The organism is Amycolatopsis rhabdoformis, from assembly GCF_035918295.1.
Lineage (GTDB): Bacteria > Actinomycetota > Actinomycetes > Mycobacteriales > Pseudonocardiaceae > Amycolatopsis > Amycolatopsis rhabdoformis.
In genome coordinates this window covers 7,954,113-7,973,967 of the sequence record NZ_CP142149.1, presented here as the reverse complement: position 1 = coordinate 7,973,967, position 19,855 = coordinate 7,954,113, and the positions used below count along the sequence as shown (strand labels likewise).

Genomic DNA, 19,855 nt, shown 5'->3' with positions numbered 1-19,855 from the left:
CCTCAGAAGGTCCTAATGAGCGCACTTCGCCCAGGCGAACGGCGTCATTTTACGAAGCTGTGACGCCGCCGAAGGAGTGCGGCGGGGGGCGTGAGCGGTTAAGAAAGAAGGAGAGCTTTGGGAGGTGTGGCCATGACTGGCGCCGCGACGCGGCTGGTGGGTGTCGCCGAGAAACTGCTCGGCGCGCCGCTTCCGGTGCAGATTCGGGCGTGGGACGGATCGCAGGCCGGTCCTCCCGGCACGCCTGTGGTCGTGCTGCACAACCGCCGGGCCTTGCGCCGACTGCTGTTCAAGCCGGGTGAGCTGGGGCTCGGGCGCGCCTGGGTGTCGGGTGACCTCGGCCTGGAAGGCGACCTCTACACCGCGCTGCAGGCGATCGCGGGGTTGATCTGGGAACGCGAGGACGGCGAAGGCGGCGGTGTGCTGCACGCCCTGCGCGATCCTGGAGTCCGCGCGGCGATCGGCGAACTGATCAAGCTCGCCGGCCCGCCGCTGCCGCCGCCCCGGCCGCCCGAGGAAGTGCGCCGCAGCCGGCACCTGCACACGCGCCGCAGCGACAAGCGGGCCATCAGTCACCACTACGACGTGGGCAACGACTTCTACGAGCTCGTGCTCGGCCCGTCGATGGTCTACTCGTGCGCGTACTGGTCCGAAGACGGCACGCTCGAAACGGCTCAGCGGGACAAGCTCGAGCTCGTGTGCACCAAGCTCGGTCTGCGCGAAGGCCAGCGGCTGCTCGACGTCGGCTGCGGCTGGGGCTCGATGGCGCTGCACGCGGCGCGCGAGCACGGCGTGCACGTCGTCGGTGTCACGCTGTCGCAGGAGCAGGCCACCTACGCCCGCAAGCGCGTGGCCGAAGCGGGGCTCACCGACCGGATCGAGATCCGCGTGCAGGACTACCGGGACGTCGCCGACGGTCCCTACGACGCGATCTCCTCCATCGGCATGGCCGAACACGTCGGCGCGCAGAGCTACCTCGAGTACGCGCGCGACCTCTACGCGCTGCTGCGGCCCGGCGGCAAGCTGCTCAACCACCAGATCGCGCGCCGGCCGCTGATCGACGAATCGGAGTACCAGCTCGACGGTTTCATCGACGCGTACGTGTTCCCCGACGGCGAGCTCGCGCCGATCGGCACCACCGTGACGCAGCTGGAACGCGCCGGGTTCGAGGTGCGCGACGTGGAATCCCTGCGCGAGCACTACGCGCTCACGCTGCGGCGCTGGGTCGTGAACCTGGAAGCCCAGTGGGACCTCGCCGTCCGGCTGGCCGGGCCGGGACGGGCGCGCGTGTGGCGGCTGTACATGGCGGCCTCGGCGCTGGCGTTCGAAGGCAACGAGCTGGGCCTCAACCAGGTGCTGGCCGTGCGAACGCCGGACGGAGGAATGTCGGGGCTGCCGCTGCGGCCGCGGACGTGGCACGGCTGAGCGCGGCCTCGAAGAGAGAGGCGGCCGGCGCACTTGGTCGCCTCTCGGCGGCTTGGCGCAGTGTGGCTCCAGCCGAACTGGTATTCCACAAAGGCTGTTCTTCAGTGAGCCCGGGGGACACGGAGTGCGCCGGCCTACTGTTCCCAACGGGGCACGAGTGGTTGGTGTTCCCGTGCCGACGGAAATTCTCGGGGCGGGAAGTGGGAGGATTGGCGGCGTGCCAGCGGACGCCGAGGTTGAACCGGGAACGCTCCTGGTCGCCGCCCCCACGATGTTCGACCCGAACTTCAAACGGACCGTCGTGTTCGTCATCGACCACCGCGACGAGGGCACGCTCGGCGTGGTCCTGAACCGGCCCAGCGACGTCCCGGTGCACGACGTGCTGCCCAACTGGGGCGGCCACGTGGCCGAGCCGCAGTCGGTGTTCGTCGGCGGCCCGGTGGAGAAGAAAACGGCGCTGTGCCTGGCTGCGCTGCGCACGGGCGAGACGGCGGCGAGTGTGCCGGGCGTGATCGCCGTGCGCGGGCCGGTGGCGCTCGTCGACCTCGACACCGACCCGGAAGCCCTGGTGCCGAAGGTGCGCGGCGTGCGCGTGTTCGCCGGCTACTCCGGCTGGGACTCAGGCCAGCTGGCCGGCGAGATCGAGCGGGACGACTGGGTGATCGTGCCCGCGCTGCCGAGCGACATCCTGGCCTCGCCCAACCGCGACCTCTGGGGTCAGGTGCTGCGCCGCCAGGGCGTGCCCATCGCGTTGCTGGCCACCCACCCGGGCGACCTGCAGCGGAACTAGCTGTCGGCCTTCTGGAACACACCGCAGCCGCCGGCGCCGCACGCGCAGCCGCTGCAGCCCGCGGGGGCGGCCGGAGCCGGGGCCGGCACGGTCAGCGCGGCGCGGGCGCCGAGCACCCCGCCACCCACGACCAGCGCGAGCATTCCCAGCACACCGACGAACGCGGCGGCGATGATCCCGGCCGTGGTGCCGGTGGCGATGCCGGCGAGCCCGGCGAGCACCCCCACGGCACCGCCGGCGAGCGTCGGCACGCTCGCGACGCGGTTGGCCAGCTTGAACGCGGCGTCACTGCGCAGCGAAGCCGCCGTGCGGACACCGGTACCGCCTTCGCGGGTCAGGCGTTCGCGGAAGCCGAGGAAGCCACCCCAGCCGACGACGAGACCCAGCACGATCGGAACGAGCGCGATAGCGAACACCCCCTGAGGATAAGCGTGACCTCCCGGCAACGTGGTGGATACCCTCGTCGGTTGTGCTACACGCCATGTCTTCGTCCACGCGCCGCCGTGTGCTCACCGCCGCCCTCGTCGGCGCCCTGCCGCTCTCACTGCTGGCCGCGCCGGCCGCCGAAGCCGCGCCGAATTCGCCGAACCGGCCGATCCGGTTGATCGGCGAACAGATCGTGCCCAACGCCCTGCAGTTCCAGGGCACCACCGTCGGCGGCCTGTCGTCGATCGACTTCGACCCGCGGACCGGGGGTTACGCCTTCATCTGCGACGACCGCTCCGCCATCAACCCCGCCCGCTTCTACACGGCGAAGTTCTCCCTCGACGCCCACCACCTCGGCCCGGTCACCTTCACCGGCACCAAGCCGTTGCTGCGGCCCGACGGCACGCCGTACCCGCCGCTGGCGCAGAACGACCAGTCGGCGCCGCAGAACGAGCGGACCGTGGACCCCGAAGAGCTGCGCGTGGACCCGTGGACCGGCGACTACCTGTGGTCGCAGGAAGGCGAGCGCACCGCCACGACGCTGATCGACCCGTCGATCCGCGAGGCCGGCCGCACCGGCAAGTACGTGCGTGACCTGCCGATCCCGGCCGACGAGAAGATGACACCCGGCGCCGGGCCGCGCCAGAACCTCGTGCTCGAGGGCCTCACCTACGCGGGTCTCGGCAGCGTCGTCGCCAGCGAGGTCGAAGGCCCGCTGCTGCAGGACGGCCCGCTGCCGACCCCGGAGGCCGGCGCGCTTTCGCGGCTCACGCTGCAGTCGCGCTTCGGCCCGGTGCTGGCGCAGTACGCGTACCCGCAGGAGCCGGTGTTCGCGCAGTCGGTGCCGCCCACCGCGCTCGGCAGCAACGGGGTGTCGTCGATGCTGGCCGTCGACCCGATCGACCCCACGCGCTACCTGATGATGGAGCGCGCGTTCGTGCCCGGCGTGGGCAACAAGGTGCGGATCTACGAGATCGACACGTCGGGCGCGACCAACGTGCTGAACGTGAAGTCGCTGGTGGATGCGAAGCACGTGAAGCCGGTGAAGAAGAAGCTGCTGCTCGACGTCGCCGACTTCGGGGTGTCCACGGTGGACAACATCGAGGGCATGACCTGGGGTCCGGCGTTGCCGAACGGCGAGCGCAGCCTGGTGCTCGTGAGCGACAACAACTTCTCGGCCACGCAGGTGACCCAGGTCATCGCTTTGGCGGTCCCGTCGGAACGGCTTTGACCAGCACGTTAAACTGAGCCCATGAACACGGCTCGGCTGCTCCTTGGCCTGCCGCGCTGACTCGGCCAACCCTGGCCCGGCCGGCGCGGCGACCCCTCATGCCTTCGGGCCTGAGGGGTCGAGTTGTTTCTGGAGTGGTCCGATTCACGGAGGAAGACGGCGATGACAGAGTCCACGGCGCCCACCCCGGTCACGGGTGACGGCGCTCCCGGCGCCGAGAACACCCCGCCGCACCGCTACACCGCGGAGCTCGCAGGGCAGATCGAGCGCCGCTGGCAGGACTACTGGTCCGACCACGGCACCTACCACGCGCCGAACCCCACGGGCACGCTGGCGGTCGAGGGCGAGCCGGTGCCGTCGGACAAGCTGTTCGTGCAGGACATGTTCCCGTACCCGTCCGGCTCGGGCCTGCACGTCGGGCACCCGCTGGGCTACATCGGCACGGACGTCTACGCGCGCTACCACCGCATGATCGGCCGCAACGTGCTGCACACGCTGGGCTACGACGCCTTCGGGCTGCCGGCCGAGCAGTACGCGGTGCAGACGGGCACGCACCCGCGCACCACGACCGAGGCGAACATCGCCACCATGCGCAGCCAGCTGAAGCGCCTGGGCCTGGGCCACGACGAGCGCCGCTCGATCGAGACGATCGACCCGGACTACTACAAGTGGACCCAGTGGATCTTCCTGCAGATCTTCAACTCCTACTACGACGACGAAGCCGGCAAGGCGCGCCCGATCGAGCACCTGGTGAAGGCGCTGGTCGACGGTGCGCGCCCGACACCCGACGGCCGGCCGTGGAGCGAGCTGAGCGACGTCGAGCAGCGCAAGGTGATCGACGACCACCGCCTGGTCTACATCTCCGAGGCGCCGGTGAACTGGGCCCCTGGCCTGGGCACGGTCGTCGCCAACGAAGAGGTGACCGCCGACGGGCGCAGCGACCGCGGCAACTTCCCCGTGTTCCGCAAGAACCTGCGCCAGTGGATGATGCGGATCACCGCGTACTCCGACCGGCTGGTCGACGACCTGGACCTGCTGGACTGGCCGGAGAAGGTCAAGTCCATGCAGCGCAACTGGGTCGGGCGCTCGCAGGGCGCGCGCGTGGCCTTCGTGGCCGGCGCTTCCGGCGACGAGAAGATCGAGGTCTTCACGACCCGGCCCGACACGCTGTTCGGCGCCACCTACATGGTGCTGGCGCCGGAACACCCTCTGGTGGAGAAGCTGACACCGGCGGAGTGGCCGGGTGAGCACCCCGAAATCTGGACCGGCGGCGCGAAGACCCCGGCCGACGCGATCGCGGAGTACCGCGCGACGACCTCGCGCAAGTCCGATCTGGACCGGCAGGAGAACAAGGAGAAGACGGGCGTCTTCACCGGTTCGTACGCCGTGAACCCGGTCAACGGCAAGGAAATCCCGGTCTTCATCGGCGACTACGTGCTGATGGGCTACGGCACCGGCGCGATCATGGCCGTGCCGGCGCAGGACCAGCGTGACTACGACTTCGCCAAGAAGTTCGAGCTGGAGATCGTCCGCACGGTCGACCCGGGCGAGGGCTTCGACGGCGAGGCGTTCACCGGCGAGGGCGCGGCGATCAACTCGGCCAACGACACCGTGTCGCTGGACGGCATGGGCGTGGCCGATGCGAAGAAGACGATCATCGCGTGGCTGGAAGAGCGCGGGTCCGGCGAGGGCACCGTGCAGTACAAGCTGCGCGACTGGCTGTTCGCGCGCCAGCGCTACTGGGGCGAGCCGTTCCCGATCGTCTACGACGAGACCGGGATGCCGATCGCGCTGCCCGAGGACCAGCTGCCCGTGGTGCTGCCGGACGTCGACGACTACAAGCCGAAGACCTTCGACCCGGAAGACGCCGACTCCGAGCCGTCGCCGCCGCTGTCGCGTGCGACCGAGTGGGTCAACGTCACGCTGGACCTGGGCGACGGGCCGAAGAAGTACCGCCGCGACACCAACGTGATGCCGCAGTGGGCGGGTTCGTGCTGGTACCAGCTGCGTTACGTCGACCCGGACAGCCCGGATGTGTTCTGCGCGCCGGAAAACGAGGCCTACTGGATGGGCCCGCGCCCGGCCGAGCACGGCGTGGACGACCCGGGTGGCGTGGACCTGTACGTCGGCGGGGTGGAGCACGCGGTGCTGCACCTGCTGTATTCGCGCTTCTGGCACAAGGTGCTGTTCGACCTGGGCCACGTGTCGTCGAAGGAGCCGTACCGGCGGCTGTTCAACCAGGGCTACATCGAGGCGTACGCCTACACCGACGAGCGCGGTGTGCACGTGCCTGCCGAAGAGGTCGTGGAGCGCGACGGCAAGTTCTTCTGGCAGGACCAGGAGGTCAAGCAGGAGTACGGCAAGATGGGCAAGAGCCTGAAGAATGCCGTCACGCCTGACGAGATGTCCGATACGTATGGTGCGGACACCTTCCGCATGTACGAGATGTCCATGGGTCCGCTGGACATGTCCCGCCCCTGGGCGACCAAGGACGTCGTGGGCGCGCACCGGTTCCTGCAGCGCCTGTGGCGGCTGCTGATCGACGAGCAGTCGGGCGAACTGCGCGTGACCGCCGAGGACCCGTCGGAGGCCGACCGCAAGCTGCTGCACCGAACCATCGCCGGCGTCCGCGAGGACTACGCGGAGATGCGCTTCAACACGGCGGGCGCGAAGCTGATCGAGCTGAACAACCACCTGACGAAGGTGTACGGCTCGGCTGCGGGCACGCCGCGTGAGGTGGCGGAACCGCTGGTGCTGCTGCTGGCGCCGCTGGCCCCGCACGTCGCCGAGGAGCTGTGGCAGCGCATGGGCCACGTCGACTCGCTGGTGCACGGCCCGTTCCCGGTCGTCGACGAGCAGTACCTGGTGGAGGACTCGGTCGAGTACCCGATCCAGGTCAACGGCAAGGTCCGCGCCCGCGTCACGGTGCCGGCCGACGCGGCGTCCGATGTGGTCCAGGCCGCGGCGCTGGCGGAGGAGAAGGTGGCCGCGCTGGTGGGCGACAAGACGCCGCGCAAGGTGATCGTGGTGCCGGGGCGGCTGGTCAACATCGTGCTGTGAGCCGGTTCTGGATCGGTTTTCATCCGGCGCTGAGTCGGTGCTGAGCCGGTTCTGGTGAATTCGCGCGTTCCGGCCCGGGTCTCGTGCCCGGGCCGGTAACGTGCTTGCCGTGCGTAGTCGATCGATCACCGCCTTGCTCGCCGCGCTGGGTTTCGCCGTGGCGGGATCCACGGTCGCGGGGTGCGGCGTCGCGCCTGCTCCGGCGCCGGGAAAGCCCGCACCCGCGTTGCCGGCCGACTCCGTCGCCTACGACCGGCTGCCGGTGATCACCACCCGCGCGCCGCTGTTCCCGAACAGCTGTGCGCAGTTCGAGCAGAACCCGCAGCTGAGGAGTGCGTTCGACGTCGGTTCGACGCTGTTCGATCCCTACGGTTCGGTGTGTGTGGTGACCCGGCAGGACGGCGTGCAGGTCGAGGTCGGTGCGATGAACCCGACGGATCGCCTGCCGGACCCGTGGACCGGCACCTGGGGCGCCTACTCGTACACGCTGCAGCATTTCCGCCGCTCGTTGGTGCAGGACAACCACTACTACGCCGTGTCGACGGTGGAGAACAACGGCTGCGTGTACTCGGTGAACACGGGTTCGTCGCAGGTGCTGCAGGTGGCGGTGAAGCCCGGCGGCGATCCCGGGGACTACACCCCGGAGCACGGTCGCGAGATCGGCGACAAGACCTGCCCGGGCGTGCAGCAACTGGCCGAGACCTACCTCAAGATCGTGGATCCCGGCGGCGGTTCGCTGGCCGGCTAGGCGGCTTCCCGGTTGCCCGCGCGAATGATGGCGACGGCGGCCAAGCCGACCCACAGCACCAGCGACGTGACCAGCGCGATCACCCCGTGCTCGGAGACGCCGCCGAGCTGGCGGGCGGGTTCGATGGGGTCGACCCAGCCGGCGAGGTCGATGTTGCCCTGCAGGATCGTGAACAGCAGCGACACCAGCACGTAGGTGGTGATCGCGCCGGCGGTGTTGGGGATGAGCCAGCCGACCGTGACCGCGAGCAGCGTCATACAGAAGGCGCCCACGAGACACGCCGCGACGACCATGCCGGGGCGGAACGTGAGCAGGTTCTGCGCATCACGCGCGTCGAGGCGGCCGGCGAGGAAGGTGAACGTCATCAGCACGTGGACGCCGCCGATCAGCAGCCACGCGCCGATCGCGATGGTGGCCTGCGCGAACACGTACCGCAGGCGCGAAGGCTGCACCAGCAGCGTCGGCTGCGCGCTGCGGTAGTGCCATTCGGCAGCGATGAGCTTGACCAGCGTGAGGTCGACCAGCACCGCGGCGAGCCGCACGGTGAGGAACACCGAGCCCAGCTGCCGTTCGAGCGTGTAAGGGCGTGAAGAGTCGACCATGAACATGATCGACAGCACGACCAGCACGAGCGGCGCGGCGATGATCAGGATCTTGTCCGCGACCGTCGCACTCATCTTGCGCAGCTCGACACCCACCAGCGTGCCGAACGACGCGCGCTTCTCGGCGCCCACCGCCCACGCGGGCTGCTGCGGCACGGCCGTCTGCATCGGGATCATCGCGGACCTCCCGTGAGGCGGAAGAAGAGCTCTTCCAGGTTCTGCTGTTCTTCGGCCAGCCCGAGCACCCGCACCTGCGCGGCGAACGCGATCTCCGAGACGCGCTCGGTCGGCGCGGCGACCGACAGCGCGTCGGGGCCGGTCTGGCGCACGTCGAGACCCGCGCGTTGCAGCGCGGTGCCGAGTTTGGGCACGTCGTTGGTGCGCACCACCGTCCGCGCCGGGCCGGCGAAGCTCGCGAGCGGCCCGTCGGCGACCACGCGGCCGTGGCCGATCATCACGATGCGGTCGGCCGTCTGGTCCACTTCGGACAGTACGTGGCTGGAGAGCAGCACGGTGCCGCCGCGCTGGGCGTAGCCGCGCAGAAGCTGGCGCGTGGAGCGGATTCCTTCGGGGTCGAGGCCGTTGATGGGCTCGTCGAGGATCAGCACGGGCGGGTCGGCGAGCAGCGCGTGCGCGAGCCCGAGGCGCTGGCGCATGCCGAGGCTGTACTTGCCGATGCGGCGGTTGGCCGCGTCGCTCAGCCCCACCTGCGCGAGCACCTGGTCGGCGCGCGAGGCGGGCAGCCGCAGCAGCTTCGCGCCGCTCACGAGGTGGTGGCGTCCGGTGCGGCCGGGGTGCACGGCCGCCGCGTCGAGCAGCACGCCCGCCACATGCCCGGGATTCGGCCACTGCGCGAAGCGGCGCCCGGCGATCGTCGCCGTGCCCGCCGTCGGCCGCGTGAGGCCGCAGACCATCCGCAGCGTGGTCGACTTCCCGGCGCCGTTGGGCCCGAGGAACGCGGTGACCGTGCCGGGCTGCAACGCGAACGACACGTCCTCCACCACCCGGCGGCCGTCGTAGACCTTCACCAGCCCCTGGACGTGCAGCAACCCGGCCTCCCCCGTTCAAGATCCGCAGTGAGTTTGTCACAACCCGTGTCCACGCGTGTGCGAAACGGCACCTTCGAGCGCCACGGCCGAAACGCGCCAGCACGCCCGAACGCCGGCCGATTCGATGAAGGCGTGAACAAAATCGGCTTCCACGAAGGAGATCTGGGGATGAAGCTCGACGGCAAGGTGGCGCTCGTGACCGGCGGCAGCCGGGGCATCGGCGCGGCGACGGCGGTGCGGCTGGCGCAGGAGGGCGCGGACGTCGCGATCACGTACGTGCGCGGTGCGGCGCTCGCGGCCGACGTCGTGGACAAGATCAAGGCGACCGGGCGCCGGGCGATCGCGATCGCGGCGGACAGCGCGGACGCCGAAGCCGTGCGGGCGGCCGTGGCGGCCACGGTCGCCGAGTTCGGGCGGCTCGACGTGCTGGTCAACAACGCGGGCGTGGGGTGGGTGGCGCCGGTCGCGGAGACCGCGCTGGCAGACCTCGACCGGGTGCTGGCCGTGAACGTGCGTGGCGCGTTCCTGGTGGCGCAGGCGGCGGCCGAGCACCTCGGCGAGGGCGGGCGCGTGGTCACCATCGGCAGCTGCGTCACCGATCGCGTGCCCGGCGCGGGCATGGTCCTGTACGCGATGACCAAGTCGGCGATGGTCGGTCTCACGAAGGCGCTCGCGCGGGAGCTCGCGCCGCGCGGCGTGACGGTGAACCTGGTGCACCCGGGGCCGACCGACACCGACATGAACCCGGCCGACGGTCCGTTCGCCGAGGACCAGCGCTCACTCACCGCGGCCGGGCGCTACGGCACGGCCGAGGAGGTGGCCGACGCCGTGGCGTACCTCGCAGGGCCGGCGAGCGCGTACATCACCGCCGCGACCCTGTCGGTCGACGGCGGGCACGCGGCCTAGCTGTTCTGTCTTGGGAGGTTGCGATCGTGGCGACACGTGATCTTGGCGTGAGGGAGGGCCTCCGGGGTCGGTGTGGATTGCGAGCTCTACACCGACCAACGGAGGCCCTCGTGTACTCGCGCCAACGCACCTCTGACCCCGACCGGCAGACTGCGCTTGACCCGCTGCATCGTCGATGACGTCGCCAAGCACTGTCACACCGGCTGCACACCTACAACCACCACCGTCGACGTGCCGCTCTCAACGGACACCCATCCGCGTCCCCAACCTCACCGGGCAATACACCTAGCCCGAGTAGAGCCCCACGTCGCGGGCCAGGTCGGTGAGGATGGCCTCGAAGAGGATGTCCGGCTTCGACACGGGGATCGGGTAGTTGCCGAACACCTCGAGCGTCACGTGGCCGTAGAGGCGGGCCCAGAACTGGATCATCAGGTACGTGAGCCCGAGGTCCAGCTTCTCGGGCGCGATCGCGCGGCCGGATTCGCCGAGCACGCTGAGCAGTTCGCTCTGGAACGCGGTGAGGTCGTCGCGCAGCTCGGGCGGCACGACGTCGTTCGGGGGCATCACCAGGTCGTGCGTGGCGAGGACCTGGCCCGCGGCGGAGAGGAAGATGCGGCCGAACGGCTCGTCCAGGCGGTGCAGCGCGCTGCCGGCCGTGGTGCCGACGCCGCCCGTGGGCGACGCGAACACCAGCGTGAACTCCTTGGTGTGCGTGAGCGCCCACCGGCGGAAGCCCTTGCAGATGGCGAAGAGCTGCGCCATGCCGTCGTCGGGGAGCACGGCGATGTCCTCGGCGAGCTCGGCCGCGAGGTCGGCGCAGACGTCGAGGCGCAGGTTCTCGACGAGGTCGTCGCGCGATTCGTAGTAGCGGTACAGGGCCGGCGCGGTGATGCCCAGCTCCCGGGCGATCGCCCGGAGCGTGACGGCGTCCGGACCCTGTTCGACCAGCAGTCTCCGGGCGGTCCGGCGGATGTCCTGCTCGGTAGCCGCTCGCGCGCGGCCCCTTCGCGTGGGGCTGCTCATCCGGACATTCTAGGTGGTCGGCGCGCTCGTTCCCGTAACAACGCGGCCGGATCGGCCGTTTCGGGTCCCGGAACGGGCCGGTTCGCCGTGAGCTGGGGAAACGCGCGGGCGTGCGGAGGAAACCTCGCGCACGTTCTGTCACACTTCGTGCCGAGATGAGTGAAGTCACCATGGTCACCTACCCCGCGCCCGTCCCGCCGGACGAGGTGCGGCTGGCCGCGTTGCTGTTCCTGGTGCCCGGGCTGCTGATCGCCGGGTTCGGCGGTGTGCTGATGACGGTGAGCGTCGCCGGGCTGTACGCCGGCTCGGTGATCGCGCTGGTCGGGCTGGTGCTGCTGGGGTGCATCCCGGTGGGGGTGCGCGGGATGCGCAAGGAGCGGCTGAGCGTCGAGGTCGCCGCCGAAGGCCTGCGGTTCCCTGTGCGCGAGGCACGGCTGGTGTTGCGGTGGGCCGAGTTCCGCGCGGTGGTGCTGGTGGAGAAGCCCGATCGCGTCGAGGTGTACCTGGCGCCGGTGGACGAGCAGCGGTTCGCGAGCCGGTTCAGCCGGCGGGGGCGCGAAGGTTTTGTGCTGTCGACGTTGTTCGAACCGGCCGAGGCCCACCGGTTCGCGGCCGCGGTCGAAGCGGTGCGGCCAGGGCTGGTGCGGTGGCCGTCGCTCGAGGTGCGGCGCGGCGGCTTCGGCCTGGAGCGCGCGGCGGCGAAGGTCGTGCGGTGGGGCTCGGCGAAGCGCGTGCCGACGGAGGCCGGCGCGAGCGTGAAGGTGCGCGCGAGCAAGGCGTCGGGCGAGCGGCAGGTGGCGGTCGGGGCCACGGTGGTGTTGCTGGTGGCGGTGCTCGTCGCGCGGGTGTGGCTGCCGGTCACCGTGCCGGGGCTGATCGCCGTCGCGTTGTGCGCGGCCGCCCTGGTCTGGACCCGGCACCGGGGCACGCGCGGTGTGTTCACCGTGGACGGCGACCGGCTGATGTGGACACCCCGCTACGACAACGGTGCGGAGGTGCGGCGGGCCGAGATCGCCGCCGTGACGGCCGAAGTGGGGGGCGTCGTCCGCGTGTTCCGGCGCGACGGCGGTGACTTCGTGCTGGCGAAGGGTGTTTCGATGCCGGCCGCGCGGGCGGTGGCCGCGCTGGTCGGGGCGCCGCCGACGCCGATCACTCGGGGGGCTACGTGATCGGCGCCGGCGACCCGATGCCCTCTCCGGTGCGCTTCCGGTCGGGGCAACGCCACTGGCTCAAGGACAGTGACGCTCCACAAGAGCGGAACCCGTGTCAGAAGTGACGCCTGGGGGACATGGATCCCCCGATCGAGTGACGGGCAGCCGCTGCTCGCCTGATTGTCGCACTGGGCGCCGAATAAGTTACAAAAACCTTCACTTTTGCGCACGGACGGTGCGTGAGCTGCGCCCGAACACCCCCGTGGCACAGTGACGCCCATGTGCGCAGCCGTGCTGGTGATCGGATCCGCCAACGCCGACCTCGTCGTCCCCGTCGACCACCGCCCGGCCGGCGGCGAAACCGTCCTCGGCGGCGACACAGTGCTCTCACCAGGCGGCAAGGGCGCGAACACGGCCGTCGCCGCGGGCCGCCTGGGTGCCTCCGTGGCCCTCCTCGGCGCCGTCGGCCCGGACGCCTACGGCACCCTGCTGCGCGATTCCCTCACGGGTGCCGGCGTTTCACTGGACCACCTCCGCACAGTCGACCGGCCGACGGGCATCGCGTACATCACGGTGACCCCCGACGGCGAGAACTCGATCCTGGTCTCACCGGGCGCCAACTCGGCGCTCTCGCCTTCGGACATCACGGACGCGGCGCTTTCCGGCGCGTCCGTGGTCGTCCTCTCGCTGGAGGTCCCGCTGGCGACGGTCTCCCACGCGGTCTCCCGCGCGGCCGCCTCGGGGGCCACGGTGCTGCTCAACCTCTCGCCGGCCGCTTTGTTGCCGACCGAGACCCTGTCGGCGGTGGACGTGCTGCTGGTGAACGAGCACGAGGCTGCGTATTTGCTCGGTTCTACCTCTGCGGACCTCACTGGCCTGCTCGCCCTGGGCCCGCGCGCGGCGGTCGTGACGCTGGGGGCGCGTGGCGCTGTGGTCATCACGCCGGAGGGCCCCACGTCGGTTGCCTCACCCACCGTCCGCGCCTTGGACACCACCGGCGCGGGCGACGCCTTCGCTGGGGCGTTGGCGGCGTCGCTCGCCTCCGGTCTCTCCCTTACCGAGGCGGCCCACCGCGCCGCTGCGGTGGCCGCGGTGAGCGTTACGCGCGCGGGTGCGCAGCCTTCTTATCCGACGGCCGCCGAGGTCTTCTGACTCACGGCGGCGGCCGAAGTCTGTTGAACGGCGACCGCCGCCGGACTCTCTTGACCCGCGGTGGCTGCCGGGTTCTGGCCTCGAGGTGGCTGCCGAACTCTCTGTACTCACGACGACTGCCGAACTCTTCTGACTCGCGCCGGCGCCTGCTGAACTCTCCGGACTCGCGGCGCCTCCTTACTCCTCCAGACTTGTGGCGGCTGCGGAACTCGTCTGACTCGCGATGGCTGAACGGCGACCGCCGCCGAGCTCTCTTCACGCGCGGCGGCTGCCGAACTCCTCCGAACTGCGACAGCGCTGCCGAGCTTTTCCAACTCGTGCCCACGGCTGCCGAACTCACCTGAACCGCGACGGCCGTCGAACTCTGTTGACCCGCGACCGCCGGGCTCTTCTGACCCGCGGCAACGGCTGCCGAACTCGCCTATCTTGCGGTGGCGGCTGAAGTATCCTGACTCGCGCGGGTGGCTGCCGGGTTCTTCTGCCCCGTGACCGCGGCTGCCGATCCCGCCGGACCCACGGCGGTCGTCGAACGGTCCTGACCCGCCCGCGGATGCCGAAGTCTCCTGACTCCCGACGGCCGTCGAAGGCTCCCGGCCCGCGACCGCGCCTACCGAAGCCTCCCGACTCGCGCCGGCGGCTGCCGAACCCTCCTGAACCGCCGCGGCAGATGCTCGACCTGGTCTGAGCCCCTGCGTGTCTCGGCGGGCGGTTCGTTCGCGTCGTTGAGCCTTCCGACGTAACAGCCGTGGCACTGCCCTGGCTCGCGAATGACGGCTCCTGGCCGAGCCCACGTCGCGACGAGCCCCCGTCCCACCCCTTGCCGAATCCGAGGGTCTTCTCGGGGTGCTCGGCAGCGCCGCACCCGCGCGACTCGGCACCGCACCACTCGCCGCCGCTCCCTGATTCCCACCTCAGCCCGCGCTCCAGCCGTGCCGCCTGATAGCACAGTCCCACCCCCGCATCCCGCCTTCGCCCGGAGTTATCCACACCCGACCCGGCCGACCCCGAGTTGTCCACAGATTCCCCGCTCCCCGTTTTCGGCCCCCTGACCTCGGTAAACTGGAACAGGGCAGCCCCCCGAGGAGGGTGGGGGTTTGTCCGGCGGGGGTGAGGGGCGGCAACGTTGGGTGGGAAAGTCGGAAGAGCGGGGGCTGACGAGGAGGTACCGCAGGTGGTCGAGAAGGCAGGGGTCGGGCGAGTGTGGCCGACACCGCGAGCCGGGAGCGTGGATCTGGGATATGGTCTAGACCATGTCTGAGAGCACGCCGGCGAGGCTGGGCGGGGTTGCGGTGAGTCCGGGGCGGGCCAGGGGGCCCGTCGTGCGGGTGGCGGAGGCTCTGGGGGAGCCGGCGAGTGCGCCGGCGCCTGCGAATGCCGAGGCGGAGGCCGGGCGGATCGGGCCGGCGGCCGAGGTGGTGGCGCAGCGGTTGGAGGCGCGGGCCGAGGCGGCGACCGGTGAGGCGGCCACGATCCTGATCACCACGGCCGCGATGGCGGCTGATCCGGCGTTGGCGGCGCAGGCGCGCAAGCTCATCACTGAGCAGAATCTGCCGGCGGCGCGCGCGGTGTACCAGGCGGCCGAGGGCTTCGCCGAGGCGCTGGCGGCGGCCGGCGGGTACATGGCGGAGCGGGTGCGCGATGTCCGCGATGTGCGCGACCGACTCGTGGCCGAGTTGCTCGGGGTCGCGCCGCCGGGAGTGCCGGAGTTGGCGACGCCGAGTGTGCTCGTGGCGCGGGACCTGGCGCCCGCGGACACGGCTGGGCTGGATCCCGCGAAGGTGCTCGCGCTGGTCACCGAGGAGGGTGGGCCCACGAGTCACACCGCGATCCTGGCCCGTGCGCTGGGGATTCCGGCCGTCGTGGCGGTGAAGGGCATCCTGGATCTCGACGCAAAGGCGCTCACCGTCGACGGTGACACCGGCGCGGTCGAGCCGGCGGACCCCGCCGAGCCGGTGATCGCGGCTGTCGCGCAGGGGCCGGCGGAGTGGAACGGCACCGGCGCGACCAAGGACGGCCACGTCGTCAAGGTCTACGGCAACGTCGGCTCCCCCGCCGACGCCCAGGCCGCAGCCGACGCCGGCGCGGAGGGTGTGGGCCTGTTCCGCACCGAGTTCTGCTTCCTCGACGCGCCGACTGAACCTTCCGTCGACGAGCAGCGCAAGGCGTACGCGGCGGTCCTCGCGCCATTCCGCGGCAAGCCGGTGATCGTGCGGACGCTCGACGCCGGCGCCGACAAACCCCTCGCCTTCCTCAACCCCGACGCCGAGCCCAACCCGGCGCTGGGCGTGCGCGGCCTGCGCGTGGCGTTCGACCGGCCCGAGGTGCTCGACCGTCAGCTCGAAGCCATCAAGGGCGCGGCCGACGATTCGGGCGCCGAGGTCTCCGTGATGGCCCCGATGGTCGCCACAGCCGAGGAAGCCGCCTGGTTCGCCGAGCGCGTGCGGGCCGCGGGAATCGCCCGCGCCGGCGTGATGATCGAGATCCCGGCGGCGGCGCTGTCCGCGCGGGAGATCCTCGACGTCGTCGACTTCGTCTCGGTCGGCACCAACGACCTCGCCCAGTACACCTTCGCGGCCGACCGGCAGCTCGGCGCGGTCGCGAAGCTGAACGACCCGTGGCAACCCGCGCTGCTCCGCCTGCTCAAGCTGATCGGCGACGCCGCGAAGGCCACGGGCAAACCCGCCGGCGTCTGCGGCGAGGCAGCCGCCGACCCGCGGCTCGCCGTCGTGCTCGCCGGTCTGGGCCTCACGAGCCTGTCCATGAACGCGGCAGCCGTGCGGTCCGTCGGTGCTTCCCTGGCCACGGTCACCCTGGCCGAAGCCGAGACGCGCGCCGCAGGGGCCCTGGCCAGCGCGAACCCGGCGGCGGCGCGGGCGGTCGACTAGCAACGGAGGCGGACCCGGTCGCTGGATGGCGGCCGGGTCCAGCACCGCTGGTGAGCTGATCGCGGCGTAGGATTTGCCCGGCGCTGGTGCGGGTCAAGGTGCGTGTGGCTGATCCAATCCGTCAGAGAGCCCAGCTCCGCGGGTCAACCTGCCTGCCGCGGTCAAGCCGCAGCCGAGCGGCTCGCGTTCGCAACGAGCCGTGCAGCAGCGATCTGGAAGCGGTACGGGACCCGGCTGTCGAATGGACGCCGGGTTCGGCCCGACCCTGCTGATGGCCGGCGCAGGCATTGCCAGCCGAGGCAGGTGCCGACTCCGGTCCCGCGGTGACGTGCGCAGCCGGCCAAAGCAGGCCGGCCGCTCGCTGGAGACACGCCAGTCTTGCTTTCGGAAGCTGAAATCGGCAGGGCATCGGTCCGGTCGTGACGCGTACAACTGACCGACGCCGGACCTGGCGATCGAAGGCGGACACCGCACCGCCAACCATCCGATTGCCGACCGCAGCCACGCACGCCCAAGCCGAAGCCGATTCGGGTCGGGCCGTGGACGGAAACCAGTTCGGCACGCCGACCTGATCGCCGACTCCGATCTTGGCTGCCGAAGCCGAGGTGGTGTGCGGGCCTGGCCAAAGTGCGCTGTGCCCGACCAAAGCCGAGGTCGGCCGCCGTGCGGAGATCGCCTGGCGCCCGAGGTTCGCCGAGCACCGGCCACAGCGCGGCTGGGCGAATCCCGCCCGCGCGGCATGTGGTTCCAGTGCGTGGGTGCGACAGCCAGGACCGGGCGCCGACTGGAATCTCGGCTAAGGCACCTCCGGCCAGCCGCTCCTCGGCCACCGTCAGGCCGGCCGCAGCCGAAGGTGGCCGGCACGGGACCCCAGCCAGGGCGGCGCTGGCCGAAGCCCGCCTGCGCAGGATGCGACTTCAGCGCGCGGGTGACGAAAGTCGGGACCGGCCCCGACTGGAATCTCGACTCCGGCGCTGCTGACGAGCCGCTCCTCGGCCACCGTCAGGCTTGCCCCGCCGAAGGCTGCCTGCGCAGGACCCCGGCCAACGCGGGGCTGATCTCGCCTGCGCAGGATGCGACGTCAGCGCGCGGATGGCGAAAGTCGGGACCGGCCCCGTCTGGAGACTCGACTCCGGCGCTGCCGACCAGCCGATCCTCGGCCACGGTCAGGCTTACCCCGCCGAAGGTGGCCAGCACGGGACCCCAGCCAGGGCGGCGCTGGCCGAAGCCCGCCTGCGCAGGATGCGACTTCAGCGCGCGGGTGACGAAAGTCGGGGCCAGTCCCGACTGGAGACTCGACTCCGGCGCTGCCGACGAGCCGATCCTCGGCCACGGTCAGGCTTGGCCCGCCGAAGGCTGCCTGCGCAGGACCCCGGCCAACGCGGGGCTGATCTCGCCTGCGCAGGATGCGACTTCAGCGCGCGGATGGCGATCGCGGGGACCGGGCGCCGACTGGAGACTCGGCTCCGCCGTTTCCGGTCAGCCGGCCGCAGCCGAAGGTGGCCGGCACAGGACCGCAGCCACGGCGCCCACCAATCCGTGGCGTGGAATCCGCAACCCCGCCCCAACTCCCAGCACAAAAACGGAGCCGGACCCGGCCGACGGATGGAAAACCGGGTCCGGCACCGTGTCGCTGGTCAGCCGAACAAGCCCCGCCGAGGGTTGCGGATGACCAGCGAGCCTCCGTGGACGCGGCCGGTGAGGACGTAGCGGGGGTTGCCGGCGCGGCCGTTGCTGCCGGTTTTGTCGTCGAGGGAGCCGAATTTGATCTCGGTGATCGCGTTGTAGTCGATCGCGGCGTGGGGCGGGATGATGATCTCCACCGAACCCCACTTGGAGTCCAGTTCGATCTCCACCACCGGGGTGGAGACGCGGGCCTCGGTGAAGTCGAGTTTGGTGCTGCCGTACTTGTTGCGCACGACCAGCGCGGGCGGGACCTGCCATGGGCCGCCGCGTTGGAGGGACGAGTACTTGGCGTTGAGCTCCAGCCGCTGGCCGGGGGCGTAGGCCGGTGGCGCGTAGCTGGCCGCCGGGGCGGGCGCCGAGCCCGGGTGCAGGAGCCCCGGCAGGTCGGTGAGCACGGCGTTCAGCTCGCCGCGCGTGCGGGAGGCCAGGGCCTTGTCCGTGCGCTCGGTGAACTCGTCGAGGTTGAGCATGCCCAGCCCGATCGCCTTCTGCAGCACGGCGACGACGTGCTCGCGCTCGTCGTCCGACACCCGGATGTCGCGTGCCGTCAACGGCTTCGTCTCGGTCGCGGTCTCCGCGCCGGTCGTCTCTTCCTCGGCCATGCAAACGATGGTAGAACCATGTTTCCCTCGCCAGATCGGGGAAAAACCCTGAACAGACCCGTATTCCGCGCCGGCGTCGCCCTCGTTGCGGCGAGCTTGCTGCTGGCCGCGTGTACGGGTGGGGCCCCCGCGCCACAACCGGCCCCGACCACCAAGGCAACGCCCAGGCCCACCGGGCCGCCGCCGAATGGCCTCACCGGGTCGGTCACCACCGGCGGGATCGACGTGCAGCTGCTGCTCGCCACCTCGCCACCCACCGTGTTCGACGCCGACACCGGCGTGAAGGGCACCGTGTCCGGCGTGCCGGGCGGAGACCGGCTGGTGAGCCTGCAGCGCGTGGGCCACACGCCGGTGATCCTCACGTCGCCGCCGTGCCAGAGGACCTGTCAGCCCTTCGACGTCTACGCGGGCACCACCGCAGTGCCGCTCGGCCAGGCCGTGAGCCTCGCGCCGGGCGCCGACGCCGACAGCGTGTGGGTCATCCGCCAGGACGCGCCGGACAGTTGCCGGCTCGAGCACGTGTCGCTCGCCGGCAAGACGCTGGGCGGCGGCAGCGTGGCCAGCTGCTCCACGAACCTGCGCGAGGAGACCTCACACGGCCTGCTCATCACGGTGAACAACGGCACCGCCGAAACCGTCGACGTGCTCATCGACCCCGACACCGGACGCACCGTGCAGCAGGCCCCGAGCATCCTCGCCGCGATCGGCGACCGGCTGATCCTCGGCGGCCTCACGGACCTCACCGTGGTCGACCTGCGTGACGGCAGCCGCAAGAAGATCCAGCCGCCCGTGGTCCAGAGCAGTCCGGTGATCGTGCCGAGCCGGGAAGGCGGCTTCGCGGCCGTCGACTTCGGCTCGCCCGCGTGGCACAGCACCGACATCCAGACCCGCGACGTGTGGCTGCTCGACCTCGGCGACCTGACCTGGCAGCAGGCCCCTTCGATGCCGTACTCCACCGGCACCCTCAAGCACTCGTCACTCGACTGGACCGACCACGGCGACCTCGTGCTCGACGACGGTGTCGTCGCGGCCTGGCACCCCGGCGAGCCGGCGTGGCGCCTCGGGAAGGCGAAGCTCACCGGCGCCCTGCAGACGGCGGCGGTCAGCGTTTCCTAAGGC

At 71.0% G+C, this 19,855-nt stretch carries 15 protein-coding genes; 10 read left to right on the top strand and 5 right to left on the bottom strand.

The annotated features are described in order from the left end of the window. Positions 1 to 132: 132 nt before the first annotated feature. Positions 133 to 1,425 (top strand): cyclopropane-fatty-acyl-phospholipid synthase family protein, encoded by a 1,293-nt coding sequence (locus tag VSH64_RS36755; protein ID WP_326567348.1) that lies wholly within the window; start codon positions 133 to 135, stop codon positions 1,423 to 1,425. A 208-nt stretch (positions 1,426 to 1,633) separates the two neighbouring features. Beyond that, positions 1,634 to 2,215, top strand: coding sequence for a YqgE/AlgH family protein (locus VSH64_RS36750; RefSeq protein WP_220247264.1), 582 nt, complete (start codon positions 1,634 to 1,636; stop codon positions 2,213 to 2,215). On the opposite strand, the gene VSH64_RS36745 is transcribed toward VSH64_RS36750, so the two are convergent. Beyond that, positions 2,212 to 2,631 carry an SdpI family protein gene (locus tag VSH64_RS36745; protein ID WP_326567347.1) on the bottom strand — a complete coding sequence of 140 codons (420 nt, stop codon included), beginning with the start codon at positions 2,629 to 2,631 and terminating at the stop codon, positions 2,212 to 2,214. The two genes, VSH64_RS36750 and VSH64_RS36745, sit on opposite strands and share 4 nt — an antisense overlap. A 65-nt stretch (positions 2,632 to 2,696) precedes the next feature. Here VSH64_RS36745 and VSH64_RS36740 point away from each other — a divergent pair, with 65 nt between their 5' ends. The 3 genes from VSH64_RS36740 to VSH64_RS36730 all read left to right on the top strand — a co-directional run bounded on the left by VSH64_RS36740 (position 2,697) and on the right by VSH64_RS36730 (position 7,680). After that, positions 2,697 to 3,872 carry an esterase-like activity of phytase family protein gene (locus VSH64_RS36740; protein WP_326567346.1) on the top strand — a complete coding sequence of 392 codons (1,176 nt, stop codon included), beginning with the start codon at positions 2,697 to 2,699 and terminating at the stop codon, positions 3,870 to 3,872. Between the two features lie 162 nt (positions 3,873 to 4,034). After that, positions 4,035 to 6,932: a leucine--tRNA ligase gene (gene leuS, locus VSH64_RS36735; RefSeq protein WP_326567345.1), complete on the top strand. Its 2,898-nt coding sequence runs from the start codon at positions 4,035 to 4,037 to the stop codon at positions 6,930 to 6,932. A 109-nt stretch (positions 6,933 to 7,041) separates the two neighbouring features. Beyond that, a complete protein-coding gene (locus VSH64_RS36730) occupies positions 7,042 to 7,680 on the top strand; it encodes a hypothetical protein (RefSeq protein ID WP_326567344.1) in 639 nt (212 codons plus the stop codon). Here VSH64_RS36730 and VSH64_RS36725 read toward each other — a convergent pair. Then, the gene (locus VSH64_RS36725) at positions 7,677 to 8,459 is read right to left on the bottom strand and encodes a hypothetical protein (protein ID WP_326567343.1); all 783 of its coding nucleotides are present in this window, start codon (positions 8,457 to 8,459) and stop codon (positions 7,677 to 7,679) included. The genes VSH64_RS36730 and VSH64_RS36725 overlap by 4 nt on opposite strands. Next, positions 8,456 to 9,331: an ABC transporter ATP-binding protein gene (locus VSH64_RS36720; RefSeq protein WP_326567342.1), complete on the bottom strand. Its 876-nt coding sequence runs from the start codon at positions 9,329 to 9,331 to the stop codon at positions 8,456 to 8,458. The genes VSH64_RS36725 and VSH64_RS36720 overlap by 4 nt, the downstream gene beginning before the upstream one ends. Before the next feature lie 168 nt (positions 9,332 to 9,499). On the opposite strand from VSH64_RS36720, the gene VSH64_RS36715 reads away from it, so the two are divergent. Further along, positions 9,500 to 10,237 carry an SDR family oxidoreductase gene (locus tag VSH64_RS36715; protein ID WP_326838128.1) on the top strand — a complete coding sequence of 246 codons (738 nt, stop codon included), beginning with the start codon at positions 9,500 to 9,502 and terminating at the stop codon, positions 10,235 to 10,237. 285 nt (positions 10,238 to 10,522) lie between these two features. Here the strand turns inward: VSH64_RS36715 and VSH64_RS36710 are convergent, their stop codons facing one another. Then, the gene (locus tag VSH64_RS36710; protein ID WP_326567341.1) at positions 10,523 to 11,260 is read right to left on the bottom strand and encodes a TetR/AcrR family transcriptional regulator; all 738 of its coding nucleotides are present in this window, start codon (positions 11,258 to 11,260) and stop codon (positions 10,523 to 10,525) included. Between the two features lie 155 nt (positions 11,261 to 11,415). Between VSH64_RS36710 and VSH64_RS36705 the strand changes: the two genes are divergently transcribed. From VSH64_RS36705 to ptsP, 3 genes are all read left to right on the top strand, one after another. Continuing rightward, the gene (locus VSH64_RS36705; protein WP_326567340.1) at positions 11,416 to 12,429 is read left to right on the top strand and encodes a hypothetical protein; all 1,014 of its coding nucleotides are present in this window, start codon (positions 11,416 to 11,418) and stop codon (positions 12,427 to 12,429) included. A gap of 261 nt (positions 12,430 to 12,690) precedes the next feature. Continuing rightward, positions 12,691 to 13,563, top strand: coding sequence for a ribokinase (locus tag VSH64_RS36700; RefSeq protein WP_326567339.1), 873 nt, complete (start codon positions 12,691 to 12,693; stop codon positions 13,561 to 13,563). Positions 13,564 to 14,813: 1,250 nt separating this feature from the next. Next, positions 14,814 to 16,448: a phosphoenolpyruvate--protein phosphotransferase gene (gene ptsP, locus VSH64_RS36695; protein WP_326567338.1), complete on the top strand. Its 1,635-nt coding sequence runs from the start codon at positions 14,814 to 14,816 to the stop codon at positions 16,446 to 16,448. Positions 16,449 to 18,085: 1,637 nt separating this feature from the next. Here ptsP and VSH64_RS36690 read toward each other — a convergent pair. Beyond that, positions 18,086 to 18,736 carry a DUF1707 SHOCT-like domain-containing protein gene (locus VSH64_RS36690; protein ID WP_326567337.1) on the bottom strand — a complete coding sequence of 217 codons (651 nt, stop codon included), beginning with the start codon at positions 18,734 to 18,736 and terminating at the stop codon, positions 18,086 to 18,088. Between the two features lie 225 nt (positions 18,737 to 18,961). On the opposite strand from VSH64_RS36690, the gene VSH64_RS36685 reads away from it, so the two are divergent. Further along, on the top strand, positions 18,962 to 19,852 hold the full coding sequence (locus VSH64_RS36685; RefSeq protein WP_326567336.1) for a hypothetical protein: 891 nt from the start codon (positions 18,962 to 18,964) through the stop codon (positions 19,850 to 19,852). Positions 19,853 to 19,855: the final 3 nt, after the last annotated feature.

Excerpts from the sequence above, each read along its gene's own strand:
- VSH64_RS36755 (WP_326567348.1), top strand. The coding sequence starts at position 133 with ATGACTGGCGCCGCGACGCGGCTGGTGGGTGTCGCCGAGAAACTGCTC.
- VSH64_RS36740 (WP_326567346.1), top strand. The coding sequence starts at position 2,697 with ATGTCTTCGTCCACGCGCCGCCGTGTGCTCACCGCCGCCCTCGTCGGC.
- leuS (WP_326567345.1), top strand. The coding sequence starts at position 4,035 with ATGACAGAGTCCACGGCGCCCACCCCGGTCACGGGTGACGGCGCTCCC.
- VSH64_RS36725 (WP_326567343.1), bottom strand. The coding sequence starts at position 8,459 with ATGATCCCGATGCAGACGGCCGTGCCGCAGCAGCCCGCGTGGGCGGTG.
- VSH64_RS36715 (WP_326838128.1), top strand. The coding sequence starts at position 9,500 with ATGAAGCTCGACGGCAAGGTGGCGCTCGTGACCGGCGGCAGCCGGGGC.
- VSH64_RS36710 (WP_326567341.1), bottom strand. The coding sequence starts at position 11,260 with ATGAGCAGCCCCACGCGAAGGGGCCGCGCGCGAGCGGCTACCGAGCAG.
- VSH64_RS36705 (WP_326567340.1), top strand. The coding sequence starts at position 11,416 with ATGAGTGAAGTCACCATGGTCACCTACCCCGCGCCCGTCCCGCCGGAC.
- VSH64_RS36700 (WP_326567339.1), top strand. The coding sequence starts at position 12,691 with ATGTGCGCAGCCGTGCTGGTGATCGGATCCGCCAACGCCGACCTCGTC.
- ptsP (WP_326567338.1), top strand. The coding sequence starts at position 14,814 with ATGTCTGAGAGCACGCCGGCGAGGCTGGGCGGGGTTGCGGTGAGTCCG.
- VSH64_RS36690 (WP_326567337.1), bottom strand. The coding sequence starts at position 18,736 with ATGGCCGAGGAAGAGACGACCGGCGCGGAGACCGCGACCGAGACGAAG.